Raw genomic sequence first — 23,114 nt, 5'->3', positions numbered from 1 at the left:
GGAAACCCCATGCAGATCGAATCTCCGCCGGTGGACCGCGACACCCCCAAACCGCAAGGCGAGCGCCGCGGCCTGGTGCTGGTGCACACCGGCAACGGCAAAGGCAAAAGCACGGCGGCCTTCGGCCTGGCGCTGCGCGCGCACGGGCGCGGCAAGGCGGTCAAGATCTACCAGTTCATGAAGGTGCCCTCGGCGCGCTTCGGCGAGCACCGCCTGTTCGAGCAACTGGGCATCCCCATCGAAGGCCTGGGCGACGGCTTCAGCTGGAAGAGCCGCGACCTCGAGCACTCGGCCGAACTGGCCCGCGCCGGCTGGGCCCGGGCCGAGGCCACGATCCGCGCGGGCGAGCACTTCATGGTGGTGCTCGACGAAATCATGTACCCGCTGCGCTACGGCTGGGTGCCGCTGGACGCGGTGCTCACCGCGCTGCGCGAACGGCCGCCGCATGTGCACGTGGTGCTCACCGGCCGCGGCGCGCCCGACGAGCTGGTCGCCCTGGCCGACACCGTCACCGAGATGGCGCTGGTCAAGCACCACTTCAACGCCGGCGTGCCGGCCCAGCGCGGCATCGAAGATTGATGAGCGAGCGGCCCCAGCCCCCCGTTGCCGACGCGGTCATCACCGAGCTGGTCGTCTGCACCACCTGCCGCCCCGAAGGCGCTTCGCGCGACGCGCCCGCGGCCGGCGCCACGCTGTTCGAAGCCGTGCAGCACGCGCAGTTCGACCTGCCCGCCGAGGCCCTGCGCCGCGTGCGCGTGCGCGGCCAGGCCTGCATGAGCGCCTGCGGCCGCGCCTGCACCGTGGCCCTGCAGGCGCCCGGCAAGCCGAGCTACCTGTTCGGCGACCTGCAGCCCGACGCGGCCACCGCGCGCGACGCGCTGCGGTGCGCCGCGATGCACGCCGAGGCCGCCGACGGCCAGCTGCTGCGCAACCAGCGGCCCGAGCGGCTGCGCAACGGCATCCTGGCCAAGCTGCCGCCGCATGGGGCGCAGGCGACGGGATGAGCGCGCTGACGGACGCGGTGGCGGATGCGGTGACGGGCGTGTGGCCCGCGGGCCTGGTGCTGCCGCTTGCGGCGCTGCTCGCGCTCGCCATCGACCGGGTCTTTGGCGAGCCGCCCGCCCGCTGGCACCCGGTGGTGGCCATGGGGCATTACCTGGGCTTCATGGGGCGGCGCATCGCGCCGCTGCCCGCCCAGGCCGAAGCGCGGCGCGCGCGCGCCTTCGTGAGCGGCGCGCTGGCCTGGTGCCTGGGCGCGCTGCTGGTGCTGGCCCTGGCCGTGGCGCCGGGCTGGGCCGCGCGCAGCGCGTCCGGTTGGGCCCAGGTGCTGCTGCTGGGCCTGCTGCTCAAACCCCTGCTGGCCTGGCGCATGCTGCGCGACGAGGTGGCGGCGGTCGAGGCCGCGCTCGGCCGATCGCTGGATGATGGCCGCGCGCGCCTGGGCTGGCTCGTGAGCCGCGACGTGGCCGCGCTCGACGCCGCGCAGGTGCGCGAGAGCGCGATCGAATCGCTGGCCGAGAACCTCAACGATTCGGTGGTTGCGCCGCTGTTCTGGTTCGCGCTCGCGGGCCTGCCCGGCGCCGCGCTCTACCGCTTCGCCAACACCGCCGACGCCATGTGGGGCTACCGCGGCGAACGCAACGGCCGCGACTGGACCTGGGCCGGCAAATGGGCCGCGCGCGCCGACGACGCGCTCTCGTGGCTGCCCGCGCGCCTGACCGCGCTGCTGCTGTGCGCGCCGCGCCACTGGGGCGCGCTGCGGCGCGAGGCGCGCCGCACGCCTTCGCCCAACAGCGGCTGGCCCATGGCGGCCATGGCGCTCGCGCTGGGCCTGTGCCTGCGCAAGCCCGGCGTCTACGCGCTGCACGCCCAGGGCCGCGCGCCCGAGGCCGCCGACACCGGGCGCGCCTTGCGCCGCGCAGGCCGCGCGGTGGGCGCGATCGCGTGGCTGGCCGCGGTGGCCGCGGTGGCGGGCGCGTGGGGAGTGATCGCATGAACCCGCTGCAAGCCACCCACGGCGGCAGCGACGCGCTCGGCGTGCCGGCCTTCGATTTCTCGACCAACGCCAACGCCTGCGGGCCGTGTCCCGCCGCGCTCGCCGCGGTGCAGGCGGCCGACCCGCGCCACTACCCCGACCCGGCGAGCACCGCGCTGATCGAGGCGCTCGCGCGCTTTCACGGCGTGGCGCCCGAGCGCATCGTGCCGGCCGCGAGCGCGAGCGAGTTCATCGGCCGCATCACGGCCTGGGTGGCGCGCGCGGGCGGCACGCGCGTGTGGCGGCCCGCCCACGCCTATGGCGACTACGCGCACGCGGCCGCGGCCTGGCGGCTCGCGCCGGTGCACGCGCCCGTGCAGGCCGACCTCGCCTGGCTCTGCGAACCCGCGAGTCCCATCGGCGGGCCCGAGCCGGGCGCTGCCGACGTGGCGGCGCAGGCCGCCACCGTGGTGCTCGACCGCGCCTACGAACCGCTGCGCCTGAGCGGGCGCTGCAGCCTGGGCGCGGCCGACCTCGATCGCGTGTGGCAGCTCTGGACGCCCAACAAGGCCCTGGGCCTTACGGGCGTGCGCGGTGCCTACGCCATCGCCCCACCGGGCGCCGAAGACGCCGCGCAGGACCTGCGCGCGCTCGCGCCCTCCTGGCCCCTGGGCGCGCACGCCGAAGCCATGCTGCTGGCCTGGACCACGCCCGCCGCGCAGCACTGGCTGCACGACAGCCTGGACACGCTGCGCGCCTGGAAGGCGCAGCAGGTGGCGCTGTGTGAGGCGCTGGGCTGGACCGTGCTGCCCGGCGAGGCCAACTTCTTCGTTGCCCGGCTGGCCGATGCGGCCCAGGCCGGGCTCTTGCCCGCGTTGCGCCGCGCGCACGGCGTGAAGCTGCGCGACGGCGCCTCGTTCGGCCTGCCGGGCCACGTGCGGCTTGGCGTGCGGCCGCCCGACGAGCAGCGCGCGCTGCAGCAGGCCTGGCGCGCCGCCGCCGGTGACAATCGCCGCCCTGTTCAAGAGGAAAACCCATGACCCCGATCACCGAACACCCCGTCACGCTGCACCCGCGCGCCGCCGCCGTGGCCCTGGAGTCAAGGCGCTGGTCGGTCGACCAGATCGAGGCCCTGTTCGCGCTGCCCTTCGCCGAGCTGCTGCACCGCGCGCAGACCGTGCACCGCGAACACCACGACCCGCAGGAGGTCGAGCTGGCCACGCTGCTGTCGGTGAAGACCGGCGGCTGCCCCGAAGACTGCGGCTACTGCCCGCAGTCGGTGCACTTCGACACCGGCGTGCAGGCCGGCAAGCTCATGGGCGTGGACGCCGTGCGCGCCGCCGCGCAGGCCGCGCGCGCCGCGGGTGCCACGCGCTTTTGCATGGGCGCGGCCTGGCGCGCGCCCAAAGACCGCGACGTCGAGGCCGTGGCCGAGCTGGTGCGCGCCGTCAAGGCCGAAGGCCTGGAGGCCTGCGCCACGCTGGGCATGCTGGCCGAGGGCCACGCCGAGCAACTGCGCGACGCCGGGCTCGATTACTACAACCACAACCTCGACAGCGACCCCGGTTTCTACGGCGACATCATCAGCACGCGCGATTACCAGGACCGGCTCGACACCCTGGAGCGCGTGCGCGGCGCGGGCGTGAAGGTCTGCTGCGGCGGCATCGTGGGCATGGGCGAATCGCGCCGCCAGCGCGCGGGCCTGATCGCGCAGCTCGCCAACCTCGCGCCCGACTACCCCGAGTCGGTGCCCATCAACCACCTCGTGAAGGTGGCGGGCACGCCGCTGGCCGATCAGCCCGACCTCGACCCCTTCGAGTTCGTGCGCACCATTGCGGTGGCGCGCATCACCATGCCGCGCGCGCGCGTGCGCCTGTCGGCCGGGCGCCAGCAGATGGGCGAGGCGGTGCAGGCCCTGTGCTTCCAGGCCGGCGCCAACAGCATCTTCTACGGCGACAAGCTGCTCACCACCGGCAACCCCGACGTGGCAGCCGACCAGGCGCTGCTGGCCCGGCTGGGCCTGCGCGCGCGGCAGGGCTGAAGCCCATGGCCGCGGTCTGCGTGATGGTGCTGGGCACCAGCAGCGGTGCGGGCAAGAGCTGGCTCGCCACGGCGCTGTGCCGGCATTACGCGCGCCTGGGCTTGAAGGTCGCGCCGTTCAAGGCGCAGAACATGAGCAACAACGCTCGCGTGGTGGCATCGCCGCCGGAGAACGACCGTTTCGCCGCCGGGCCGCCCCAAGGCGAAACAGCCCCCCCGGGGGGCAGCGACCCGCGTCAGCGGTGGAGCGTGGGGGCTGAAATCGGTTCTGCCCAGTACTTCCAGGCGCTCGCGGCGCGCGCCGAGCCCGAGGTGCGCATGAACCCCGTGCTGCTCAAGCCCGAGGCCGACACGCACAGCCAGTACGTGCTCATGGGCCGGGTCGACCCCGCGCTCACGGCCTTGCCCTGGCGCGAGCGCGGCGAGCGTGCGTGGCCCACGGTGCGCGCCGCGCTGCACGGCCTGATCGCCGAGCACGACGTGGTGGTGATCGAAGGCGCGGGCTCGCCGGCCGAGATCAACCTCATGGCCAGCGACATCGTGAACCTGCGCGTGGCGCGCGAGGCGAACGCGCGCTGCCTGCTCGTGACCGACATCGACCGCGGCGGCGCGTTCGCCCATCTCTACGGCACCTGGGCCCTGCTGCCCGAGGCCGACCGCGCGCGCATCCGCGGCTTCGTGCTCAACAAGTTCCGCGGCGACGCGGCCCTGCTCGCGCCCGCGCCCGAGCAGTTGCAAGCCCTCACGGGCGTGCCCACGGTGGGCGTGATCCCCATGCAGTGGCGCCACGGTCTGCCCGAAGAAGACGGTGTTTTCGACGACCGCAGCAACGCTTCGGGCGCGGTGCACACCACGGTGGCCGTGGTCGCCTGGCCGCGCATCAGCAACCTCGATGAATTCCAGCCGCTCAAGAACGTGCCCGGCGTGCGCCTGCAGTGGGTGCGTTCGCCGGCCGAGGTCGCGCACCTGGGCGCAGGCGACGTGGTCGTGCTGCCCGGCAGCAAGTCGACCGCGGCCGATCTGGCCTGGCTGCGCGAGCAGGGCCTGGACCGCTGGGTGGCCGGGCACGCCGCGCGCGGCGGCCGGGTGCTGGGCGTGTGCGGCGGCCTGCAGGTGCTGGGCGAGGCGCTGATCGACACCGAGGGCATCGACGGCAACGCGCCCGGCCTGGGCCTGCTGCCGCTGGTGACCTGCTTCGCGCGCGACAAGACCGTGCGCCGCACCGACGCGCGCTTCGCCGCGCTCACCGGCCCCTGGGCCGCGCTCTCGCACGTGGGCCTCAGCGGCTACGAGATCCACCACGGCCAGACCGCGCCGCACCCGGCCATGGCCGCGGCCGGCGCGCTCGCGCGCGAGGTGCTGCCCGGCCTGGCCTGGCAGAACACCGCCGGCAACGTGCTGGGCCTGTACCTGCACGGCCTGTTCGAAGACCCGCGCTTGCTGCAGGCCCTGTTCGGCGCCACCGTGCCCACGCTGGACACGGTGTTCGACCGCCTGGCCGATGCGCTCGCCGCCCACCTCGACGCCGCCGCGCTCGACGCGCTCGTGACGCCCTGACCACCCCGCCGAAGGAGACACCCCATGTCCTCGCCCGCCATGCCCCCCATTCCCGAGATCGACGACCTGCACGACGACGCGCTCGAGCGCGCGCTGCAGCATGCGCTCGACCACAAGACCAAGCCGCTGGGCTCGCTGGGGCGGCTCGAGCGCCTCGCGCTGCGCATCGGCGCCATCCTGGGCAGCGCGGTGCCGCGGCTGCGGGAGCCGCAGATGCTGGTGTGCGCGGCCGACCACGGCCTGGCCGCGCGCGGCGTGTCGGCCTACCCGAGCGACGTGACCTGGCAGATGGTGGAGAACTTCCTCGCGGGCGGCGCGGCCGTGAGCGTGCTCGCGCGCCAGCACGGGCTGGCGCTCACCGTGGTCGACTGCGGCGTGCGCCACGACTTCGCGCCGCGCGCGGGCCTGCAGATCCGCAAGATCGCGCCCGGCACGGCCGATGCGCTCGAAGGCCCGGCCATGAGCGCGGCCCAGCGCGATGAGGCGATCGCCAACGGCCGCGAACTGGTGCGCGCGCTGCCGGGCAACGCGCTGCTGCTCGGCGAGATGGGCATCGGCAACACCAGCGCGGCCTCGCTGCTGCTCGCGCGACTGGGCGGCTTCGATGTGGCCGACGTGACCGGTGCCGGCACCGGGCTCGACGCCGAGGCCGTGGTGCGCAAGATCGGCGTGCTGCGCGCCGTGCTGCAGCGCCACGAGGCCGCGCGCGACCCGCTGGCCGCGCTCGCGGCCTTCGGCGGTTTCGAGATCGCCACGCTGGTGGGCGCGGTGCTGCAGTCCGCGGCCGAGCGCCGCGTGATCGTGGTCGACGGCTTCATCGCCACCAGCGCGGTGCTGGTGGCCAGCCAGCTGCGCCCGCACGTGCTGCAGCGCTGCGTGTTCGCGCACCGATCGGGCGAGCGCGGCCACGCGCTGATGCTCGCGCACCTGCGCGCCGAGCCGTTGCTCGACCTCGGCCTGCGCCTGGGCGAGGGCTCGGGCGCGGCGCTGGCCTGGCCGCTGCTCACGAGCGCCTGCGCCGTGCTGGGCGAGATGGCGAGCTTCGAGAGCGCGGGCGTGTCCACCGCCGGCAGCGAGGCCGCCGTGGCCCGCACCTGAGCGCGTCGTGAACCCGCTGAGCCGCTTCCTCAGGCACTACCTGCTCGCGCTGCAGTTCTTCACGCGCGTGCCCGTGACCGGCCGCCTCGCCGATTGGGTGGGCTTCAGCCCGGCCATGCTGCGCGCGAGCGCCGCGCACTTTCCCGGCGTGGGCTGGCTGGTGGGCGTGGTGGTGGGCGCGGTGTTCTTCGGCCTGCTGTGGGGCCTGCCGCCCGTGGCCGCCGCGCCCTGGGTGGCCGCGGTCGGGGCCACCGTGGCCGGCGTGTGCATGACCGGCGCCTTCCACGAAGACGGCCTGGCCGACCTCTGCGACGGCCTGGGCGGCAGCGCCGACCGGGCGCGTGCGCTCGAGATCATGAAGGACTCGCGCATCGGCAGCTTCGGCGCGATCGCGCTGGTGCTCGCGCTGCTGGCCAAGGTGGCCTTGCTCGCGCTGCTCGCGCAGACCGATGCGCTGCGCGCGGTGGCGGCGCTGTTCATGGCCCAGGTGGTGTCGCGCGGCACGCCGCTGCTGCTGATCTTCAGCATGGCCCACGTGGGCGACGCGGCCGGCTCCAAGAGCAAGCCGCTGGCCGACAGCCTGTCGGCGGGCGCGCTGTTCGCGGGCGGCCTGTGGACCGCCCTGGCGCTGCTGCTGGTGCTGGGGCTGTACCCGGCCGCGCCCTGGTGGGGCGGCCTGCTCGGCGCGGCGCTGGCCGCGGCCTGGATGCGCCGCTGGCTCATGCGCCGCTTGCAGGGCTTCACCGGCGACGGCCTGGGCGCGACACAGCAACTGAGCGAACTGCTGTTCTACTTGGGCTTTGCCCTGGCACTTTCTCCGGCTTCATGAAACTCTGGTTGATCCGCCACGCCGCCGTGGCTTTGCCCGACGGCCTTTGTTACGGCATCACCGACGCGCCCGCGCGCGCCGACGCCACGCTCGCGGCGGCGCAGGCCGCAGCCGCGCGGCTGCCGCGCTTCGTGCCGCTGTGGGTGTCGGGCCTGATGCGCGCGCAGCAGCTGGCCGCGGTGCTGCAGCGCGAGCGGCCCGACCTGGGCGCCGCGCGCGTGGACAAGCGCCTCAACGAGATGGACTTCGGCCGCTGGGAAATGCAGCCCTGGGCCGCGGTGCCGCAGGCCGCCTTCGACGCCTGGACCGGCGACTTCGCGCAGCACCGCTTCGGCGGCGAGGAATGCACCCAGCAGGTCATCGACCGCGTGGCCGCGCTGATCCTGGAGCTGCACGCGGCGGGCGTGCAGGAAGCGGCCTGGGTCACGCACGCGGGCGTGATCCGCGCGGCGCTCTACCTCAAGGCCCACGGGCCGCGCCGCATCGCGTCGGCCGCCGAATGGCCGCGCGAAGCGCCCGCACCGGGCGGGCTGCTCGAACTCGGCTTCTGAGGCGCGCGGGCTCAGCCCGCGTAGCGGCTTTCGAGCGCCGACCAGCGATCGAAGCCCACGATGCGCTTGTACTCCTCGAAACCCACGCCGCTGCCCACCAGGCGCAGCTCGCCGCTGCGCAGGTCGGCCAGCGAGTCCTGCATCACGCGCACGCTGCGCATGAGCAGCGAGATGCCATAGATGGCGATGCGAAAGCCCAGGGTTTCGAGCTCGGCCGGGCGCAGGATGGGCGTGCGCCCGCCTTCGAGCATGTTGGCCATGAGCGGTGTGCCCGCGAGCGCGCGGCCGATCTGCTCGAGCTCTTCCACCGATTCGGGGGCCTCGATGAACAGGCCGTCGGCGCCTGCGCGCGCGTAACGCTCGCCGCGGCGCAGCGCCTCGTCCATGCCGTAGACCTCGCGCGCGTCGGTGCGCGCGATGATGAAGGTGCGCGGGTCGCGGCGCTCGTTCGCGGCGGCGCGGATGCGGCGCTCCATCTCTTCGCAGGGCAGCAGTTCCTTGCCCGCGATGTGGCCGCAGCGCTTGGGCGAGACCTGGTCTTCGAAGAACAGCGCCTGCGCGCCCATCTTCTCGTAGGTGTGCACCGCGTGCACCACGTTCTTCACGTCGCCGTAGCCGTTGTCCACGTCGACCAGCACCGGCAGGTCGGACACGGCGAGGATGTCGCGCACCGCGGCCGAGATCTCGCCCAGCGTGGCCAGGCCGATGTCGGGCAGGCCGTGGCGCACGCCCACCACGGGGAAGCCGCCGATGAAGTAGGCCTTGAAGCCGGCCTGGCGGATCAGCAGGGCCGAGAGCGCGTCGTGCGCCCCGGGCAGCACCAGCGGGCGTTCGCTGGCGACCAGGTCGCGGAAGTGGGGGAGGGGCGCAGGGGAAGCAGAGGTCATGGTGGGGTCGATCGCGTTCATTGGTCCATCTTGATGCCGCCGGCCGCGATCACGCCGGCCCAGCGTTTGCTGTCGTCCTGCACCAGGCGTTCGAGCGCCTGGGGCGTGCCACCCAGGGGCTCGGCGCCCTGGCGTTCGAACTGCGCGCGCAGGTCGGGGTCGCGCAGCACCGCGTTGAGGTGGCGGCTCAGCTCGGCCACCACCGTGGCCGGCAGACCGGCCGGGCCCATGAGCGCGAACCAGGTGGTGCCGTCGAAGCCGCTGAAGCCGGCCTCGCGCAGCGTGGGCAGGTCGGGCGCGAGCGGCGAGCGTTCGGCGCTGCCGATGGCGATCGCGCGCAGCTTGCCGACCTGGGCCTGGGGCAGGGTCCACACGATGCTGTCGAAGGCGAAATCGATCTGGCCGCTGTTCAACTCGGGCAGGGCCTGGATGCCGGTCTTGTAGGGCACGTGGCGCGCGCGCAGGCCGGCGCGCTGCACGAAGTCGGCAGCGATCAGGTGGGTGACGGTGCCGTTGCCGCTGGACGAGTAGCTCAGCCCGCCCTCGCGCGTCGCGGCGATCTGCACCAGCTCTTTCACGCTCGTGACCTTGAGGCCTGGGCTCACCACCAGCACGTTGGGTGCCGAGGCGATGCGCGCGATGGGCGTGAAGTCTTTCACCGCGTCGTAGGGCAGGCTGCGCAGGTGGGGCAGCACCGCGTGCGTGCTGCTGGTGGCCAGCAGCAGGGTGTGGCCGTCGGCGGGCGCGCGCGCCACGGCCTGGGCGCCGATGGCGCCGGCGGCGCCCGCGCGGTTGTCGATCACCACCGGCTGGCCGATGGCCTCGCTGAGCTTGCTGCCCACGATGCGCGCGAGCGCGTCGGTGCTGCCGCCGGCGCCGAAGGGCACGATGATGCGCACCGGCTTGTCGGGCCAGCCGCTGGCGGCGCGTGCCGGGCCCACGCCGGCGCCGAGCAGGGCGGCGCCGAGCGCGGCCAGCACGCGGCGGCGCGGATTCGTGGTGGGGGCGCCGGGCCGGAGGGTGCGGCGCGCGGGGGGCGTATTCATGCGGTCTCCTTCGTTGTGGGCATCGGCCATGCAGCGGGTGAATGCAGGGCTGATCCGCACTGTAGGAAGCTGGTCTTAAGGCGTCCAATGACGTTTCGCCATGCGCTGGCATGAAGCACATTCATAATGCCCCGATGGACCTGCGACGCCTCGACCTGAACCTGCTGGTGGTGTTCGACACCGTGATGACCGAGCGCAGCGTGTCGCGCGCGGCCGACCGGCTCGCGCTCACGCAGCCCGCGGTGAGCCATGCGCTGGCGCGCCTGCGCGCCGCCTGCGGCGACGACATCGTGGTGCGCCGCGGCCGCGCCATGGTGCCCACGCCCAAGGCGGTGGCGCTGCAGGACGAGGTGCGTGCGCTGCTGCTGCGCGCGCAGCGCGTGTTCGCCATGGCCAGTGCCTTCGACCCCGCCGCCTCGCAGCGGCACTTCCAGGTGGGCTGCTCGGACCACGCCGCGCGGGTGGTGCTGCAGCCCGTGATCGGGCGGTTGCTGCACGAGGCGCCGCAGGTGCGCCTGCAACTGCTGCACGTGGGGCGCACGCACGCGGCCGACATGATCCGCTCGGGCGCGCTCGATCTCGCGCTCGGCGTGTTCAACAGCGCCGACGACACCATCGCCGTGCGCACCCTGGCCGAGGTGCCCTACGCCTGCTTCATGCGGCGCGGACACGCGCTGGCGCGCCGGCCGCTGACGCTGCAGGCCTATCTGCAGGCCGAGCACCTGCAGGTGCTGGTGCAGCCCGGCGCCTTTGGCGGGGTCGACCAGACGCTTGCGCGGCTGGGCCACGAGCGGCGCATCCGGCTGGTCGCGGCGCACTTCGAGGTCGCCCTGGGCCTGCTCGAGTCGACCGACCTGCTGCTGACCGCGCCGCGCGACCTGCTGCCGCGGCACGCGGGCGAGCGCTTCAAGGCGGCCGCGGTGCCGTTCGCGCTCGACCCCTTCCGCCACCAGCTTGCGCTGAGCCGGCGCGCGGTGGACGACCCGGGCATCGCCTGGCTGGTGGCGCGGCTCGGCGGCGAGCGCGGGCCGCGGCTCAGCCTGTCGTCTTCGGCTTGAAGTCGCAATAGGCGGCCACGGCGCAGCGCCAGCATTGCGGCTTGCGCGCCAGGCACACGTAGCGGCCGTGCAGGATCAGCCAGTGGTGCGAGTCGACCGCGTAGGCCGGCGGCACGCGCTTCATCAGCTGCAGCTCCACCGCGAGCGGCGTCTTGCCCGGGGCCAGGCCGGTGCGGTTGCTGACGCGGAAGATGTGCGTGTCCACCGCCATGGTGGGTTCGCCGAAGGCCACGTTGAGCACCACGTTGGCGGTCTTGCGGCCCACGCCGGGCAGGGCTTCGAGCGCCTCGCGGCTGCGCGGCACCTCGCCGCCATGGCGCTCCACCAGCAGGCGGCAGGCCTCCATGAGGTGGCGCGCCTTGCTGCGGTACAGGCCGATGGTCTTGATGTAGCCCTCCAGGCCTTCGAGACCGAGGTCGAGGATGGCCTGCGGCGTGTTCGCCACGGCGAAGAGCTTGCGCGTCGCCTTGTTGACACCCACGTCGGTGGCCTGGGCCGACAGCAGCACGGCGGCCAGCAGCTCGAACACACTGGTGTATTCGAGCTCGGTCTGAGGCGTGGGGTTGGCGGCCTTGAGGGTGGCAAAGAAGGCTTCGATCTGCTCGCGTTTCATGGGCGCGCAGTCTATCGGGGTCAGCCCGGGGGCAGGGGCGGCGACGAACGCCGCCGGTTTGGTGACAATGCGGTTTTTGCCACGCCCGAGCCGTTTCCCCCATGCCCTTCACCACGCCTTTCGCCGACCGCCTGAACAACGTCGAAACCTCCGCCATCCGCGAGCTCTTCAAGCTGCTGGGCAAGCCCGGCATCATCAGCTTCGCGGGCGGCTTCCCGGACAGCAACATGTTCGACGTGGACGGCATCCGCGAGGCGGTGAACGCCGCGCTCACCGACAACCCCGGCGCCACGCTGCAGTACGGCGCCACCGAAGGCCACGGCCCGCTGCGCGAGCAGCTGGCGCAGTTCATGGCGTCCAAGGGCGCGCGCGGCGTGGGCGCGAACGACCTGATCGTGACCACCGGCAGCCAGCAGGCACTGGACCTGCTGGGCAAGACGCTCATCTCCCCCGGCGACAAGGTCATCGTCGAGGGCCCGACCTTCCTCGCCACGATCCAGTGCTTCCGCCTCTACGGCGCCGAGCTCATCACCGTGCCGGTGGACGGCGAGGGCGCGCGGACCGACCGGCTCGAGGCGCTGATCGCCGAGCACAAGCCCAAGTTCGTCTACCTCATTCCCACCTTCGGCAACCCCAGTGGCGCGCTCACCAGCCTGGCGCGGCGCCAGGCCATCCTGCAGATGGCCGTGAAGCACGACACCCTGATCGTGGAAGACGACCCCTACGGCGACCTGTACTTCGGCGACGCGCCGCCGCCCAGCCTGCTGGCCCTGGCCGACAGCGTGCCCGGCGCGCGCGAGCGCCTGGTGCACTGCGGTTCGCTGAGCAAGGTGCTCAGCCCCGGCCTGCGGGTGGGCTGGATGGTGGCGCCGGCCGAGCTGCTGGCCAAGGCCACCATGTGCAAGCAGTTCAGCGACGCGCACACCAGCACCTTCGCCCAGGCCACGGCCGAGCAGTACCTCAAGGCCGGCCGCATGCCCGGCACGCTGGCGCGTGTGCGCCAGGTGTACGCCGAGCGCGCCAAGGCCATGTGCCAGGCGCTGCGCCGCGAGCTCGGCGATGCCATCGAATTCGTCGAGCCGCAGGGCGGCCTCTTTGTGTGGGCGCGGCTCACGGGCGCAGGCGGCAAGGTGAGCGACGGCGCGGTGTTCGCGAAGAAGGCGATCGAACAGGGCGTGGCCTTCGTGCCGGGCGCGCCGTTCTACGCCACCCAGCCCGAACACGCCACGCTGCGCCTGAGCTTCGCCACCGCGCCGATCGACAAGATCGAAGAGGGCATTGCCCGGCTGGGGCGCGCGCTGTGACCGCGTCCGCGTCGCCCGAGGCGGACACCGTGCCCGGGGTGGCGCCCGATCTGGTGATCGACGATGTCGATGTCTTCATCGACGGCCGCGGCGAGCACACCCTGCTCATGGTGCACGGCTGGCCCGATACGCCCGCGTTGTGGGACGCCACCGTGGCCGAACTCGCGCCGCACTTTCGCTGCGTGCGCTTTCACCTGCCGGGCTTTGACCTGGTCAAGGGCGTGCGGCCCGCTTCGCTCGACGAGCTCAGCACCCTCATGCGCCGCATTGCCGACGCGGTGAGTCCCGAGCAGCCCGTGACCCTGGTGCTGCACGACTGGGGCTGTGCCTTCGGTTACGAGTTCGCGGCGCGCCACCGCGAGCGCGTGGCGCGTGTGGTGGGCGTGGACATCGGCGATTACAACTCGCGCGACTACCTCGGCGGCCTCACGCTGCGCGAGAAGCTCCTGATCGCGGGCTACCAGCTCTGGCTGGCCCTGGCCTGGAAGCTCGGCCCTTCGTTGCCGGGCCTCGCCAACCGCATGACGCGCTGGATGGCGCGCACCATCGGCTGCCGCAACGACCCGCAGCTCATCGGCTGGGAAATGAACTACCCCTATGCCATGGGCTGGTTCAAGGCCTACGGCGGCCTGCGCGGCATGGCGCCGGTGCGCAAGCTCCTGGGTGAATCGCTGCCCGGCCTCTACATCTACGGCCGGCGCAAGCCCTTCATGTTCCATTCGGCCGCCTGGGTGCGCCAGCTCAACCGCCAGCCCGGCTGCGCCGCGCATGGCCTCGACGCGGGCCACTGGCTGATGAAGCAGAAACCCGCGGAGTTCAATGCCCTGGTCAAGGGCTGGCTGCTGGGCGAGGGTGCGGATCAGCCCAGGCCCAAGGCCTGAGCCACCAGCCGCGCGGCCCAGGCGTCGTTGGCCGCGTACACCAGCTGCGATTCGCCCAGCACGCGCGCCGACCAGTTGCTCGTCGCGGCCTTCTTGCTCTTGGCAAAGCGCTGGCCGAACAGCACGGCCACGGCGGCCTTCACGCCCATGTCCTTGCGGTAGCCGCGCTCGCGGAACACCACGTTGAGTTCGAGCACGCTGGCGGCCTGCACGCCCAGCTTGTCCCGGATGCGCACCTGGTCGTCACGCAGGCCGAAGCCGGCCTTGCGGTGCGCGGGGTCGGCCAGCAGCTCGGCCGCCTGCGCGCGGCAGGCCGGGTCGTGCAGCTGGAAGACCCAGGCATGGCTCTCGGTGGCCAGCTGCACCACGTGCGGGCCGTCGGACACCTGGTCCTTGAGGAAGGTGGGGCGCGACTCGGTGTCGAAGCCCCAGAGCGCGTGGGCGCGCAGCGCAGCGGCGGCCGCGGCCGCCTGGGCACCGGTCTGCACCAGGGTGATGCGGTCCAGACCGAGCACGGGGAAGGGGGGCAGGGCGTCGATGGCTTCCTTGCTCGGGGTGGGCTGGGTCTCGCGGGGGCTCATGGGCGGCAGCATACCCGGCGGGGGCACAATGGCGCGATGCCCACGCCCCTGCTGCAAGACGTTACCCCCGAGACGCCCGCCGAGGGCGAATTCGTGCGTTTTCCCGGCTCGCCCTTCGAGCTGTTCCTGCCGTACCCGCCCGCGGGCGACCAGCCCGAGGCCATCGAACAGCTCGTCGAAGGCATCAACGACGGCGAGGTGTTCCAGACCCTGCTCGGCGTGACCGGTTCGGGCAAGACCTTCACCATGGCCAACGTGATCGCCCGCGTGGGCCGCCCGGCCATCGTGTTCGCGCCCAACAAGACGCTGGCGGCGCAGCTCTACAGCGAGTTCCGCGAGTTCTTCCCGAAGAACGCGGTCGAGTACTTCGTCAGCTACTACGACTACTACCAGCCCGAGGCCTACGTGCCGCAGCGCGACCTGTTCATCGAGAAGGACAGCGCGATCAACGAGCACATCGAGCAGATGCGCCTGAGCTGCACCAAGAGCATCCTGGAACGGCGCGACGTGCTGATCGTGGCCACGGTGTCGGCCATCTACGGCATCGGCAAGCCCGAGAGCTACCACCAGATGGTCATGACGCTTCGCGTGGGCGACAAGATCGGCCAGCGCGATGCGATCGCGCAGCTGGTGCGCATGCAGTACGCGCGCAACGACCACGAGTTCGGCCGCGGCAAGTTCCGCGTGCGCGGCGACACCATCGACGTGTTCCCCGCCGAACACTCCGAGATGGCAATCCGCATCGAGCTGTTCGACGACGAGATCGAGAGCCTGCAGCTGTTCGACCCGCTCACCGGCAAGGTGCGCCAGAAGATCCCGCGCTTCACCGTCTACCCCAGCAGCCACTACGTGACGCCGCGCGAGCAGGTGCTCAACGCGGTCGAGTCGATCAAGCTCGAGCTCGACCAGCGCCTGAAGGAGTTCGTGGGCATGGGCAAGCTGGTGGAGGCCCAGCGGCTCGAACAGCGCACGCGCTTCGATCTGGAGATGCTCAGCGAGGTCGGCCACTGCAAGGGCATCGAGAACTACACGCGCCACCTCTCGGGCGCGCGGCCCGGCGATCCGCCGTCCACGCTGACCGACTACCTGCCGCGCGACGCGGTGATGTTCCTCGACGAAAGCCATGTGCTGATCGGCCAGCTCGGCGGCATGTACAACGGCGACCGCGCGCGCAAGACCACGCTCGTGGAATACGGCTTTCGCCTGCCCAGTGCGCTCGACAACCGCCCGCTCAAGTTCGACGAGTTCGAGCAGCGCATGCGCCAGGTGGTGTTCGTGTCGGCCACGCCGGCCGACTATGAGAAGCAGCACGCGGGCAAGGTGGTGGAGCAGCTGGTGCGGCCCACGGGCCTGGTCGATCCCGAGCTCGAGGTGCGCCCCGCCACCCACCAGGTGGACGACGTGCTGCAGGAGATCCGCGGCCGGGTGGAGAAAAACGAGCGCGTGCTCATCACCACGCTCACCAAGCGCATGGCCGAGCAGCTCACCGACTACCTCACCGAGAACGGCGTGAAGGTGCGCTACCTGCACAGCGACATCGATACCGTGGAGCGCGTGGAGATCATCCGCGACCTGCGCCTGGGCGCCTTCGACGTGCTGGTGGGCATCAACCTGCTGCGCGAGGGCCTGGACATTCCCGAGGTTTCGCTGGTGGCCATCCTCGACGCCGACAAGGAAGGCTTCCTGCGCTCCGAGCGCAGCCTGATCCAGACCATCGGCCGCGCCGCGCGCAACCTCCACGGCAAGGCCATCCTCTACGCCGACAACGTCACCGCGTCCATGAAAGCGGCGATGGACGAAACCGAGCGCCGGCGCGCCAAGCAGATCGCGCACAACGAGGCGCACGGCATCGCGCCGCGCAGCGTGAACAAGCGCATCAAGGACCTGATCGACGGCGTGTACAGCGAAAAGGCCGGCAAGGAGGCCGACCGCCTGGCGGCCGAAAGCGCGGCGCGCGCCGAGCTCGACGAGATGAGCGAGAAGGACGTGGCCAAGGAGATCAAGCGGCTCGAAAAGCTCATGCTCGAACACGCGCGCAACCTGGAGTTCGAGAAGGCCGCCCAGGTGCGCGACCAGCTCGCGCGGCTCAAGGCCCGGGTCTTCGGCGCCGACGGCCACGACCTCGTGGCCTGAACGATTCCCCGGTTTTTGCAATCCCTATCGGACCGATAGCCATTGCCAGGCGATCTTGTCTTGGACAAATGCCTCCAAGGCAGTAGAATGCCGAGCAAATCGGTCAGCTTTTGCTGTAAACTCGACGAAAACAGTCGGGAACCTGCGTGAGAAGGAGACCCCCTCGGGGGTTGGGGCGGGTGGACAAGAGGGTTCGAACGGCATGGGGCCGGCGAGCCAACCACGACGGTCAAGCCAACATTCAAGGAGCTTGAGATGCGCCTCACTACCAAAGGCCGCTTTGCGGTCACTGCCATGATCGATCTGGCCCTGCGCCAGAACAACGGCCCCGTCACGCTCGCGGCCATCAGCCAGCGGCAGCAGATCTCGCTGTCGTACCTCGAGCAGCTGTTCGGCAAGCTGCGCCGGCACGAGCTGGTGGAATCCACGCGCGGTCCGGGCGGCGGCTACACGCTGGGCCGCAAGGCGGCCGACATCACCGTGGCCGACATCATCGTGTCGGTCGACGAGCCCATCGACGCCACCCAGTGCGGCGGCAAGGAAAACTGCATGGGCGACGGCCAGCGCTGCATGACCCACGAACTGTGGGCGCAGCTCAACGCCAAGATGGTCGACTTCCTCGACTCGGTCACCCTGCAGTCGCTGGTCGACCAGCAGCTGGCCAAGGGCGTGGTGGTGGAAAACGCGCCGCTGATCAAGCGCGCCATCTCCAGCCAGCCGGTGGTCAAGCCGATCCGCGTGAATGCGCCCAACTCGGTCTTCGCCCTGGGAGGCGCGCTCTCCAAGTGAACCCCCGGGCGGCGGGCGCCACGGCCCGCCGCGCCCATGGCAGCGCCATGGGTTTTGCGGTTTGCGTCAAATGCGCGCCGATCATCGAGAGTTTCCAACCCACAACAGTCCCATGAGCACCCCGCATTTCCCCATCTACATGGACTACAGCGCCACCAACCCGGTCGACCCGCGGGTGGTGGACGCCATGATCCCCTGGCTGCGCGAGCACTTCGGCAATCCCGCGTCGCGCAGCCACGCCTGGGGATGGGAGGCGGAGAAGGCCGTGGAGACCGCGCGTGAGCAGGTGGCCGCGCTGATCAACGCAGACCCGCGCGAGATCGTGTGGACCAGCGGTGCCACCGAGTCGAACAACCTCGCGCTCAAGGGCGCGGCGCACTTCTACCAGGGCAAGGGCAAGCACCTGATCACGGTGAAGACCGAGCACAAGGCCGTGCTCGACACCATGCGCGAGCTCGAACGCCAGGGCTTCGAGGTGAGCTACCTCGACGTGCAGGCCGACGGCCTGCTCGACCTCGAGGTGTTCAAGGCGGCGATCCGCCCCGACACCATCCTGGCCTCGGTCATGTTCGTGAACAACGAGATCGGCGTCATCCAGGACATCGCCGCGCTGGGCGCCATCTGCCGCGAGAAGGGCGTGATCTTCCACGTCGACGCCGCGCAGGCCACGGGCCGGGTCGACATCGACCTGCAGACGCTGCCGGTCGACCTCATGAGCCTGACCAGCCACAAGACCTACGGGCCCAAGGGCATCGGCGCGCTGTACGTGCGCCGCAAACCGCGCATCCGCATCGAGGCGCAGATGCACGGCGGCGGCCACGAGCGCGGCATGCGCTCGGGCACGCTGCCCACGCACCAGATCGTGGGCATGGGCGAGGCCTACCGCATCGCCCGGGCCGAGATGCACGAAGAGAACCAGCGCATCCGCGCGCTGCACGACCGCCTGCTCAATGGCCTGAAAGACATCGAAGAGGTGTTCATCAACGGCCATGAGACGCAGCGCGTGCCGCACAACCTCAACATGAGCTTCAACTACGTCGAGGGCGAGTCGCTGATCATGGGCATCAAGGGCCTGGCGGTGTCCTCGGGCTCGGCCTGCACCTCGGCCAGCCTCGAACCCAGCTACGTGCTGCGCGCCCTGGGCCGCAGCGATGAACTCGCGCACAGCAGCCTGCGCATGACCATCGGCCGCTGGTCGACCGAAGAAGAGATCGACTACGCGATCGCGACCATCAAAGAGAACGTGGCGAAGCTGCGAGAGCTCTCGCCCCTGTGGGAGATGTTCAAGGACGGTATCGACCTCTCGACCATCCAATGGGCAGCCCACTGATCTGAAGGAGAACAACATGGCCTATTCCGACAAAGTCGTTGACCACTACGAAAACCCCCGCAACGTCGGCTCGTTCGACAAGGGCGATGACAGCGTGGGCACCGGCATGGTGGGCGCGCCCGCCTGCGGCGACGTGATGAAGCTGCAGATCAAGGTGAACCCCACCACCGGCGTGATCGAAGACGCGCGCTTCAAGACCTACGGCTGCGGCTCGGCCATCGCGTCGAGCTCGCTCGTGACCGAATGGGTCAAGGGCAAGACGCTCGACGAGGCGGCGGCGCTCAAGAACAGCCAGATCGCCGAAGAACTGGCCCTGCCGCCGGTGAAGATCCACTGCTCCATCCTCGCCGAAGACGCGATCAAGGCGGCCGTGGACGACTACCGCAAGAAGCACGCGAACTGAGCATGGCCGTCACGATTTCCGAAGCCGCGGCGCGCCACGTCACGCGTTACATCGCCAAGCGCGGCAAGGGCGTGGGCGTGCGCCTGGGCGTCAAGACCACGGGCTGCTCGGGCCTGGCCTACAAGCTCGAGTACGCCGACGAGATCGCGCCCGAAGACGTGGTGTTCGAGGAGAACGGCGTGAAGGTGCTGGTCGACCCCAAGAGCCTGGCCTACATCGACGGCACCCAGCTTGATTTCGTGCGCGAAGGCCTCAACGAGGGCTTCAAGTTCAACAACCCCAACGAACGCGATCGCTGCGGCTGCGGCGAGAGCTTCAGGATCTGACCCGCCCGCCGCGCTGCGCGCGGCCCTGAGCGCGGCGCGTGGTGCGGGGCACCGCACCGATGAACCTGCAATCGAACGACTTCGAGATCTTCGGCCTGCCCGAGCGCTTCGCGCTGGACCGCGCCGATCTGGACGCGCGCTGGAAGGACCTGCAGCGCCAGGCCCACCCCGACCGCTTCGCCAGCGCCGACCCGGCCTCGCAGCGCCAGGCCATGCAGTGGTCGGTGCGCATCAACGAGGCCTACCAGCGCCTGAAGGACCCGATCAAGCGCGCGGCCTACCTGTGCGAGCTGCGCGGCGCGCCGATCGAGGCCGAGAACAACACCGCCATGCCCACCGATTTCCTGGTGCAGCAGATGCAGTGGCGCGAAGACCTCGACGAGGCCGACGGTGCGGACGCGCTCGAACGCATGGCCGACGAGGTGGCCGCGGCGCGGCGCGCCCGCATCGCCACGCTGCAGCGTGGCCTGGACGAGCAGGGCGATGCCGCGGCGGCCGCGCGCGAGGTCAGAGCCCTCATGTTCATTGAGCGCTTTGCGCGCGACCTGGAGTCGCGGCTCGATCAACAGGGACAATAGGCGTTTTCCGCTCCCGCACCCACACCGATCCGATGGCGCTCCTGCAGATTTCCGAACCCGGCCAGTCTCCCGACCCGCACCAGCGCCGCGTGGCCGTGGGCATCGACCTCGGCACCACGCATTCGCTGGTGGCCGCGGTGCGCCACGGCGTGGCCGAATGCCTGCCCGACGAACAGGGCCGCGTGATCCTGCCGAGCGTGGTGCGCTACCTCGCGCCCGCCCAGGGCGGCAGCGGCCGCCAGATCGGCTGGGACGCGCTCGCCGCGCAGGTCGACGACCCGGCCAACACCGTGAGCTCGGTCAAACGCCTCATGGGCCGGCGGCGCGAGCAGGTGACCGACGTCGACAAGCTGCCCTACACCGTGGCCGATGACAACGGCATGGCCGTGGTCGAGACGGTGGCCGGCCGCAAGACGCCCATGGAGGTGAGCGCCGAGGTGCTCGCCACGCTGCGCTTTCGGGCCGAGGACAGCTTCGACGACGAACTCTTCGGCGCCGTCATCACCGTGCCCGCCTACTTCGACGACGCACAGCGCCAGGCCACGAAAGACGCGGCGCAGCTCGCGGGCCTGAACGTGCTGCGCCTGATCAACGAGCCCACGGCCGCGGCCATCGCCTACGGCCTGGACAACGGCAGCGAGGGCGTCTACGCGGTCTACGACCTCGGCGGCGGCACCTTCGACATCTCCATCCTGCGCCTCACCAAGGGCGTGTTCGAGGTGCTTGCCACGGGTGGCGACTCCGCGCTCGGCGGCGACGACTATGACCAGGCCCTGGCGGCCTGGGCGCTGCAGCAGCAGGGCGTGCAAGGCCCGCTCGCGGCCGCCGACCGCGCGCGCGTGCACAAGGAAGCGCGCCGCGTGAAAGAGGCCCTCACCAGCGACGAGCGCGTGGTCTTTTCGGCCGAGGTCGCGGGCCGGCGCATCGAGCAGCCCGTGGCCCGCGACGACTTCGAGGCCGCCACCGCCGCGCTCACCGCGCGCACCATGGCCGCCGTGCGCAAGGTGCTGCGCGACGCGGGCGTGGGCAAGGACGACGTGCAGGGCGTGGTCATGGTGGGCGGCTCCACGCGCATGCCCGTGGTGCGCCGCACCGTGGGCGCGTTCTTCGGCACCGAGCCGCTGATCAACCTCAACCCCGACGAGGTGGTGGCGCTGGGCGCGGCCATCCAGGCCAACGCGCTCGCGGGCAACAACAAAGAGGGCGAGCTGCTGCTGCTCGACGTGATCCCGCTGTCGCTGGGCATCGAGACCATGGGCGGCCTGGTCGAGCGCATCGTGCCGCGCAACAGCAGCATCCCCACCGCGCGCGGCCAGGACTTCACCACCTATCAGGACGGCCAGACCGCCCTGGCCCTGCACGTGGTTCAGGGCGAACGCGACCTGGTGGCCGACTGCCGAAGCCTCGCGCGCTTCACGCTGCGCGGCATCCCGCCCATGGCGGCGGGCGCGGCGCGCATCCGCGTCACCTTCACCGTCGACGCCGACGGCTTGCTCTCGGTGGCCGCGAAAGAACTCACCTCGGGCGTCGAGGCCAGCATCGACGTCAAGCCCGCCTACGGCCTGAGCGACGAGCAGATCGCCGCCATGCTGCAGGACAGCTTCGCCACCGCGCAGCAGGACATGCAGGCGCGTGCGCTGGTCGAAGCGCGCGTGGACGCCGACCGGCTGCTGCTCGCCACGAACAGCGCGCTCGCCGCCGATGGCGACCTGCTCAAGGCCGACGAGCGCAGCGCCATCGACGCCCTCATGGCCGCCCTGCGCGAGACCGCGAAGGGCGACGACGCCGCCGCGATCGAGGCCGCGATCGAGGCCCTGGCCAAAGGCACCGAGGGCTTCGCGGCCGAGCGCATGAACCGCGGCATCCAGCAGGCCCTGGCCGGCAAGAAACTCGAAGAAGTCTGAGCACCCCCATCCCCATGCCCACGATCAAGATCCTGCCGCACGCCGAATACGCCCCCGAGGGCAAGAGCATCACCGCGCCCGCGGGCACTTCCATCTGCGAGGCCCTGCTGGAGAACGGCGTGAAGATCGAACACGCCTGCGACATGAGCTGCGCCTGCACCACCTGCCACGTGATCGTGCGCCAGGGCTACAGCAGCCTCAACGAGGCCGACGAAGCCGAAGAAGACCTGCTCGACCGCGCCTGGGGCCTGGAGCCGCAGTCGCGCCTGTCGTGCCAGGCCATCCTCGCGCAGCAGGACGTGACGATCGAGATCCCCAAGTACACGATCAACCACGCCAAAGAGAACCATTGATGCGCCAGATCATTCTCGACACCGAGACCACCGGCCTGTCGGCCGAGAACGGCGATCGCATCATCGAGATCGGCTGCGTCGAGCTGGTGAGCCGCAAGTTCACCGGCAACAACCTGCACCACTACATCAACCCCGAGCGCGACAGCCACGAGGACGCGCTCAAGGTGCACGGCATCAGCAACGAGTTCCTGCGCGACAAGCCCAAGTTCGCGGCCATTGCCGAGGAGCTGGTCGAGTACCTGCGCGGCGCCGAGGTGATCATCCACAACGCGCCCTTCGACGTCGGCTTCCTCAACAAGGAGTTCGAGCGCCTGGGCCTGCCGCCGGTCACGCAGATCGTGAGCAATGTGCTCGACACGCTGGTGATGGCCAAGGAGATGTTCCCGGGCAAGCGCAACAGCCTCGACGCGCTCTGCGACCGACTGGGCGTGGACAACTCGGGCCGCACGCTGCACGGCGCGCTGCTCGACGCCGAGCTGCTGGCCGACGTCTACATCAACATGACGCGCGGCCAGGACGCGTTGCTCATCGACATCGCCGACGCGCCGGGCGAGGGCGGTGCGGTGGAGCAGATCGACCTGCGCCGCTTCGAACTGCCCGTGCTGCGCGCCAACGAACAGGAGCTTTCGGCCCATGCCACCGTGCTCGCCGAGCTCGACAAATCGAGCAAAGGCAAAACGCTGTGGCGCCAGTTCGAAAACGCCTGATTTTTCTGGCTATAATGCGAGGCTTCCGACGGCGCTGAAACAGCAATGCATCAGCACCGTTCGGGCGGTTAGCTCAGTGGTAGAGCACTGCCTTCACACGGCAGGGGTCGCAGGTTCGAACCCTGCACCGCCCACCAGAACCCTCAAAAAGCCTCACGCAGCCGCGTGGGG

General features: G+C 71.1%; 25 protein-coding genes and 1 tRNA gene. 22 read left to right on the top strand and 4 right to left on the bottom strand.

The features are described 5' to 3' along the window. The first annotated feature begins 9 nt into the window (after positions 1 to 9). The 9 genes from cobO to WDZ95_RS00805 are packed head-to-tail and all read left to right on the top strand — an operon-like array spanning position 10 to position 8,050. A complete protein-coding gene (gene cobO / locus WDZ95_RS00845) occupies positions 10 to 579 on the top strand; it encodes a cob(I)yrinic acid a,c-diamide adenosyltransferase (protein ID WP_425775848.1) in 570 nt (189 codons plus the stop codon). Next, entirely contained in the window at positions 579 to 1,004 is a 426-nt protein-coding gene (locus tag WDZ95_RS00840) for a DUF1636 domain-containing protein (protein ID WP_425775847.1), read from the top strand. The genes cobO and WDZ95_RS00840 overlap by 1 nt, the downstream gene beginning before the upstream one ends. Then, a complete protein-coding gene (gene cbiB / locus WDZ95_RS00835; RefSeq protein WP_425775846.1) occupies positions 1,001 to 1,996 on the top strand; it encodes an adenosylcobinamide-phosphate synthase CbiB in 996 nt (331 codons plus the stop codon). Before WDZ95_RS00840 ends, cbiB begins: the two co-directional genes overlap by 4 nt. After that, on the top strand, positions 1,993 to 3,015 hold the full coding sequence (locus WDZ95_RS00830; protein WP_425775845.1) for an aminotransferase class I/II-fold pyridoxal phosphate-dependent enzyme: 1,023 nt from the start codon (positions 1,993 to 1,995) through the stop codon (positions 3,013 to 3,015). Before cbiB ends, WDZ95_RS00830 begins: the two co-directional genes overlap by 4 nt. Positions 3,016 to 3,020: 5 nt before the next feature. Further along, the gene (gene bioB, locus WDZ95_RS00825) at positions 3,021 to 4,016 is read left to right on the top strand and encodes a biotin synthase BioB (RefSeq protein WP_425776235.1); all 996 of its coding nucleotides are present in this window, start codon (positions 3,021 to 3,023) and stop codon (positions 4,014 to 4,016) included. 5 nt (positions 4,017 to 4,021) lie between these two features. Next, entirely contained in the window at positions 4,022 to 5,572 is a 1,551-nt protein-coding gene (locus tag WDZ95_RS00820) for a cobyric acid synthase (RefSeq protein WP_425775844.1), read from the top strand. Between the two features lie 24 nt (positions 5,573 to 5,596). Then, entirely contained in the window at positions 5,597 to 6,670 is a 1,074-nt protein-coding gene (gene cobT / locus WDZ95_RS00815; protein WP_425775843.1) for a nicotinate-nucleotide--dimethylbenzimidazole phosphoribosyltransferase, read from the top strand. Between the two features lie 16 nt (positions 6,671 to 6,686). Next, positions 6,687 to 7,499 carry an adenosylcobinamide-GDP ribazoletransferase gene (locus WDZ95_RS00810; protein WP_425776233.1) on the top strand — a complete coding sequence of 271 codons (813 nt, stop codon included), beginning with the start codon at positions 6,687 to 6,689 and terminating at the stop codon, positions 7,497 to 7,499. After that, positions 7,496 to 8,050: a histidine phosphatase family protein gene (locus WDZ95_RS00805; RefSeq protein WP_425775842.1), complete on the top strand. Its 555-nt coding sequence runs from the start codon at positions 7,496 to 7,498 to the stop codon at positions 8,048 to 8,050. Before WDZ95_RS00810 ends, WDZ95_RS00805 begins: the two co-directional genes overlap by 4 nt. Before the next feature lie 11 nt (positions 8,051 to 8,061). On the opposite strand, the gene WDZ95_RS00800 is transcribed toward WDZ95_RS00805, so the two are convergent. Both WDZ95_RS00800 and WDZ95_RS00795 read right to left on the bottom strand, forming a co-directional pair. After that, positions 8,062 to 8,937 (bottom strand): isocitrate lyase/PEP mutase family protein, encoded by an 876-nt coding sequence (locus tag WDZ95_RS00800; RefSeq protein WP_425775841.1) that lies wholly within the window; start codon positions 8,935 to 8,937, stop codon positions 8,062 to 8,064. Between the two features lie 17 nt (positions 8,938 to 8,954). Beyond that, positions 8,955 to 9,983: a Bug family tripartite tricarboxylate transporter substrate binding protein gene (locus WDZ95_RS00795; RefSeq protein ID WP_425775840.1), complete on the bottom strand. Its 1,029-nt coding sequence runs from the start codon at positions 9,981 to 9,983 to the stop codon at positions 8,955 to 8,957. A gap of 134 nt (positions 9,984 to 10,117) precedes the next feature. Here WDZ95_RS00795 and WDZ95_RS00790 point away from each other — a divergent pair, with 134 nt between their 5' ends. Then, complete coding sequence (locus WDZ95_RS00790) at positions 10,118 to 11,041, top strand: LysR family transcriptional regulator (protein ID WP_166226898.1); 924 nt, start codon at positions 10,118 to 10,120, stop codon at positions 11,039 to 11,041. Here WDZ95_RS00790 and nth read toward each other — a convergent pair. Further along, positions 11,019 to 11,654: an endonuclease III gene (nth, locus tag WDZ95_RS00785; RefSeq protein WP_166226897.1), complete on the bottom strand. Its 636-nt coding sequence runs from the start codon at positions 11,652 to 11,654 to the stop codon at positions 11,019 to 11,021. The two genes, WDZ95_RS00790 and nth, sit on opposite strands and share 23 nt — an antisense overlap. 101 nt (positions 11,655 to 11,755) lie before the next feature. Between nth and WDZ95_RS00780 the strand changes: the two genes are divergently transcribed. Then, positions 11,756 to 12,958, top strand: coding sequence for a PLP-dependent aminotransferase family protein (locus WDZ95_RS00780; protein ID WP_425775839.1), 1,203 nt, complete (start codon positions 11,756 to 11,758; stop codon positions 12,956 to 12,958). Continuing rightward, positions 12,955 to 13,839, top strand: coding sequence for an alpha/beta fold hydrolase (locus WDZ95_RS00775; RefSeq protein ID WP_425775838.1), 885 nt, complete (start codon positions 12,955 to 12,957; stop codon positions 13,837 to 13,839). Before WDZ95_RS00780 ends, WDZ95_RS00775 begins: the two co-directional genes overlap by 4 nt. Here WDZ95_RS00775 and WDZ95_RS00770 read toward each other — a convergent pair. Then, complete coding sequence (locus tag WDZ95_RS00770; protein WP_425775837.1) at positions 13,818 to 14,420, bottom strand: 3'-5' exonuclease; 603 nt, start codon at positions 14,418 to 14,420, stop codon at positions 13,818 to 13,820. The genes WDZ95_RS00775 and WDZ95_RS00770 overlap by 22 nt on opposite strands. Positions 14,421 to 14,456: 36 nt before the next feature. On the opposite strand from WDZ95_RS00770, the gene uvrB reads away from it, so the two are divergent. The 10 genes from uvrB to WDZ95_RS00720 all read left to right on the top strand — a co-directional run bounded on the left by uvrB (position 14,457) and on the right by WDZ95_RS00720 (position 23,080). After that, positions 14,457 to 16,553: an excinuclease ABC subunit UvrB gene (uvrB, locus tag WDZ95_RS00765; protein ID WP_425775836.1), complete on the top strand. Its 2,097-nt coding sequence runs from the start codon at positions 14,457 to 14,459 to the stop codon at positions 16,551 to 16,553. A gap of 255 nt (positions 16,554 to 16,808) precedes the next feature. Beyond that, the gene (gene iscR, locus WDZ95_RS00760; RefSeq protein ID WP_166226894.1) at positions 16,809 to 17,342 is read left to right on the top strand and encodes a Fe-S cluster assembly transcriptional regulator IscR; all 534 of its coding nucleotides are present in this window, start codon (positions 16,809 to 16,811) and stop codon (positions 17,340 to 17,342) included. A 112-nt stretch (positions 17,343 to 17,454) separates the two neighbouring features. Next, complete coding sequence (locus WDZ95_RS00755) at positions 17,455 to 18,672, top strand: IscS subfamily cysteine desulfurase (RefSeq protein WP_425775835.1); 1,218 nt, start codon at positions 17,455 to 17,457, stop codon at positions 18,670 to 18,672. Positions 18,673 to 18,688: 16 nt separating this feature from the next. Then, positions 18,689 to 19,075, top strand: coding sequence for a Fe-S cluster assembly scaffold IscU (iscU, locus tag WDZ95_RS00750; RefSeq protein ID WP_166226892.1), 387 nt, complete (start codon positions 18,689 to 18,691; stop codon positions 19,073 to 19,075). 2 nt (positions 19,076 to 19,077) lie between these two features. Continuing rightward, positions 19,078 to 19,401 carry an iron-sulfur cluster assembly protein IscA gene (iscA, locus tag WDZ95_RS00745; RefSeq protein WP_166226891.1) on the top strand — a complete coding sequence of 108 codons (324 nt, stop codon included), beginning with the start codon at positions 19,078 to 19,080 and terminating at the stop codon, positions 19,399 to 19,401. A 59-nt stretch (positions 19,402 to 19,460) separates the two neighbouring features. Further along, positions 19,461 to 19,979 carry a Fe-S protein assembly co-chaperone HscB gene (gene hscB / locus WDZ95_RS00740; RefSeq protein WP_166226890.1) on the top strand — a complete coding sequence of 173 codons (519 nt, stop codon included), beginning with the start codon at positions 19,461 to 19,463 and terminating at the stop codon, positions 19,977 to 19,979. A gap of 32 nt (positions 19,980 to 20,011) precedes the next feature. Then, positions 20,012 to 21,883, top strand: a complete 1,872-nt coding sequence (gene hscA / locus WDZ95_RS00735; protein WP_425775834.1) for a Fe-S protein assembly chaperone HscA — start codon at positions 20,012 to 20,014, stop codon at positions 21,881 to 21,883. Positions 21,884 to 21,897: 14 nt separating this feature from the next. Continuing rightward, a complete protein-coding gene (gene fdx, locus WDZ95_RS00730; protein WP_166226888.1) occupies positions 21,898 to 22,236 on the top strand; it encodes an ISC system 2Fe-2S type ferredoxin in 339 nt (112 codons plus the stop codon). Further along, positions 22,236 to 22,943: a DNA polymerase III subunit epsilon gene (dnaQ, locus tag WDZ95_RS00725; protein ID WP_425775833.1), complete on the top strand. Its 708-nt coding sequence runs from the start codon at positions 22,236 to 22,238 to the stop codon at positions 22,941 to 22,943. Before fdx ends, dnaQ begins: the two co-directional genes overlap by 1 nt. A gap of 62 nt (positions 22,944 to 23,005) precedes the next feature. After that, positions 23,006 to 23,080: transfer RNA gene (locus WDZ95_RS00720), tRNA-Val, on the top strand. The last annotated feature ends 34 nt before the right edge of the window (positions 23,081 to 23,114 follow it).

Origin of the sequence: Hydrogenophaga sp. T2 (assembly GCF_049843535.1) — a bacterium.
In the GTDB taxonomy this organism is placed as follows: Bacteria; Pseudomonadota; Gammaproteobacteria; order Burkholderiales; family Burkholderiaceae_C; genus Hydrogenophaga; species Hydrogenophaga crocea.
Note: the sequence above shows the minus strand (reverse complement) of the source record. Positions and strands in the feature narration are given on the sequence as shown.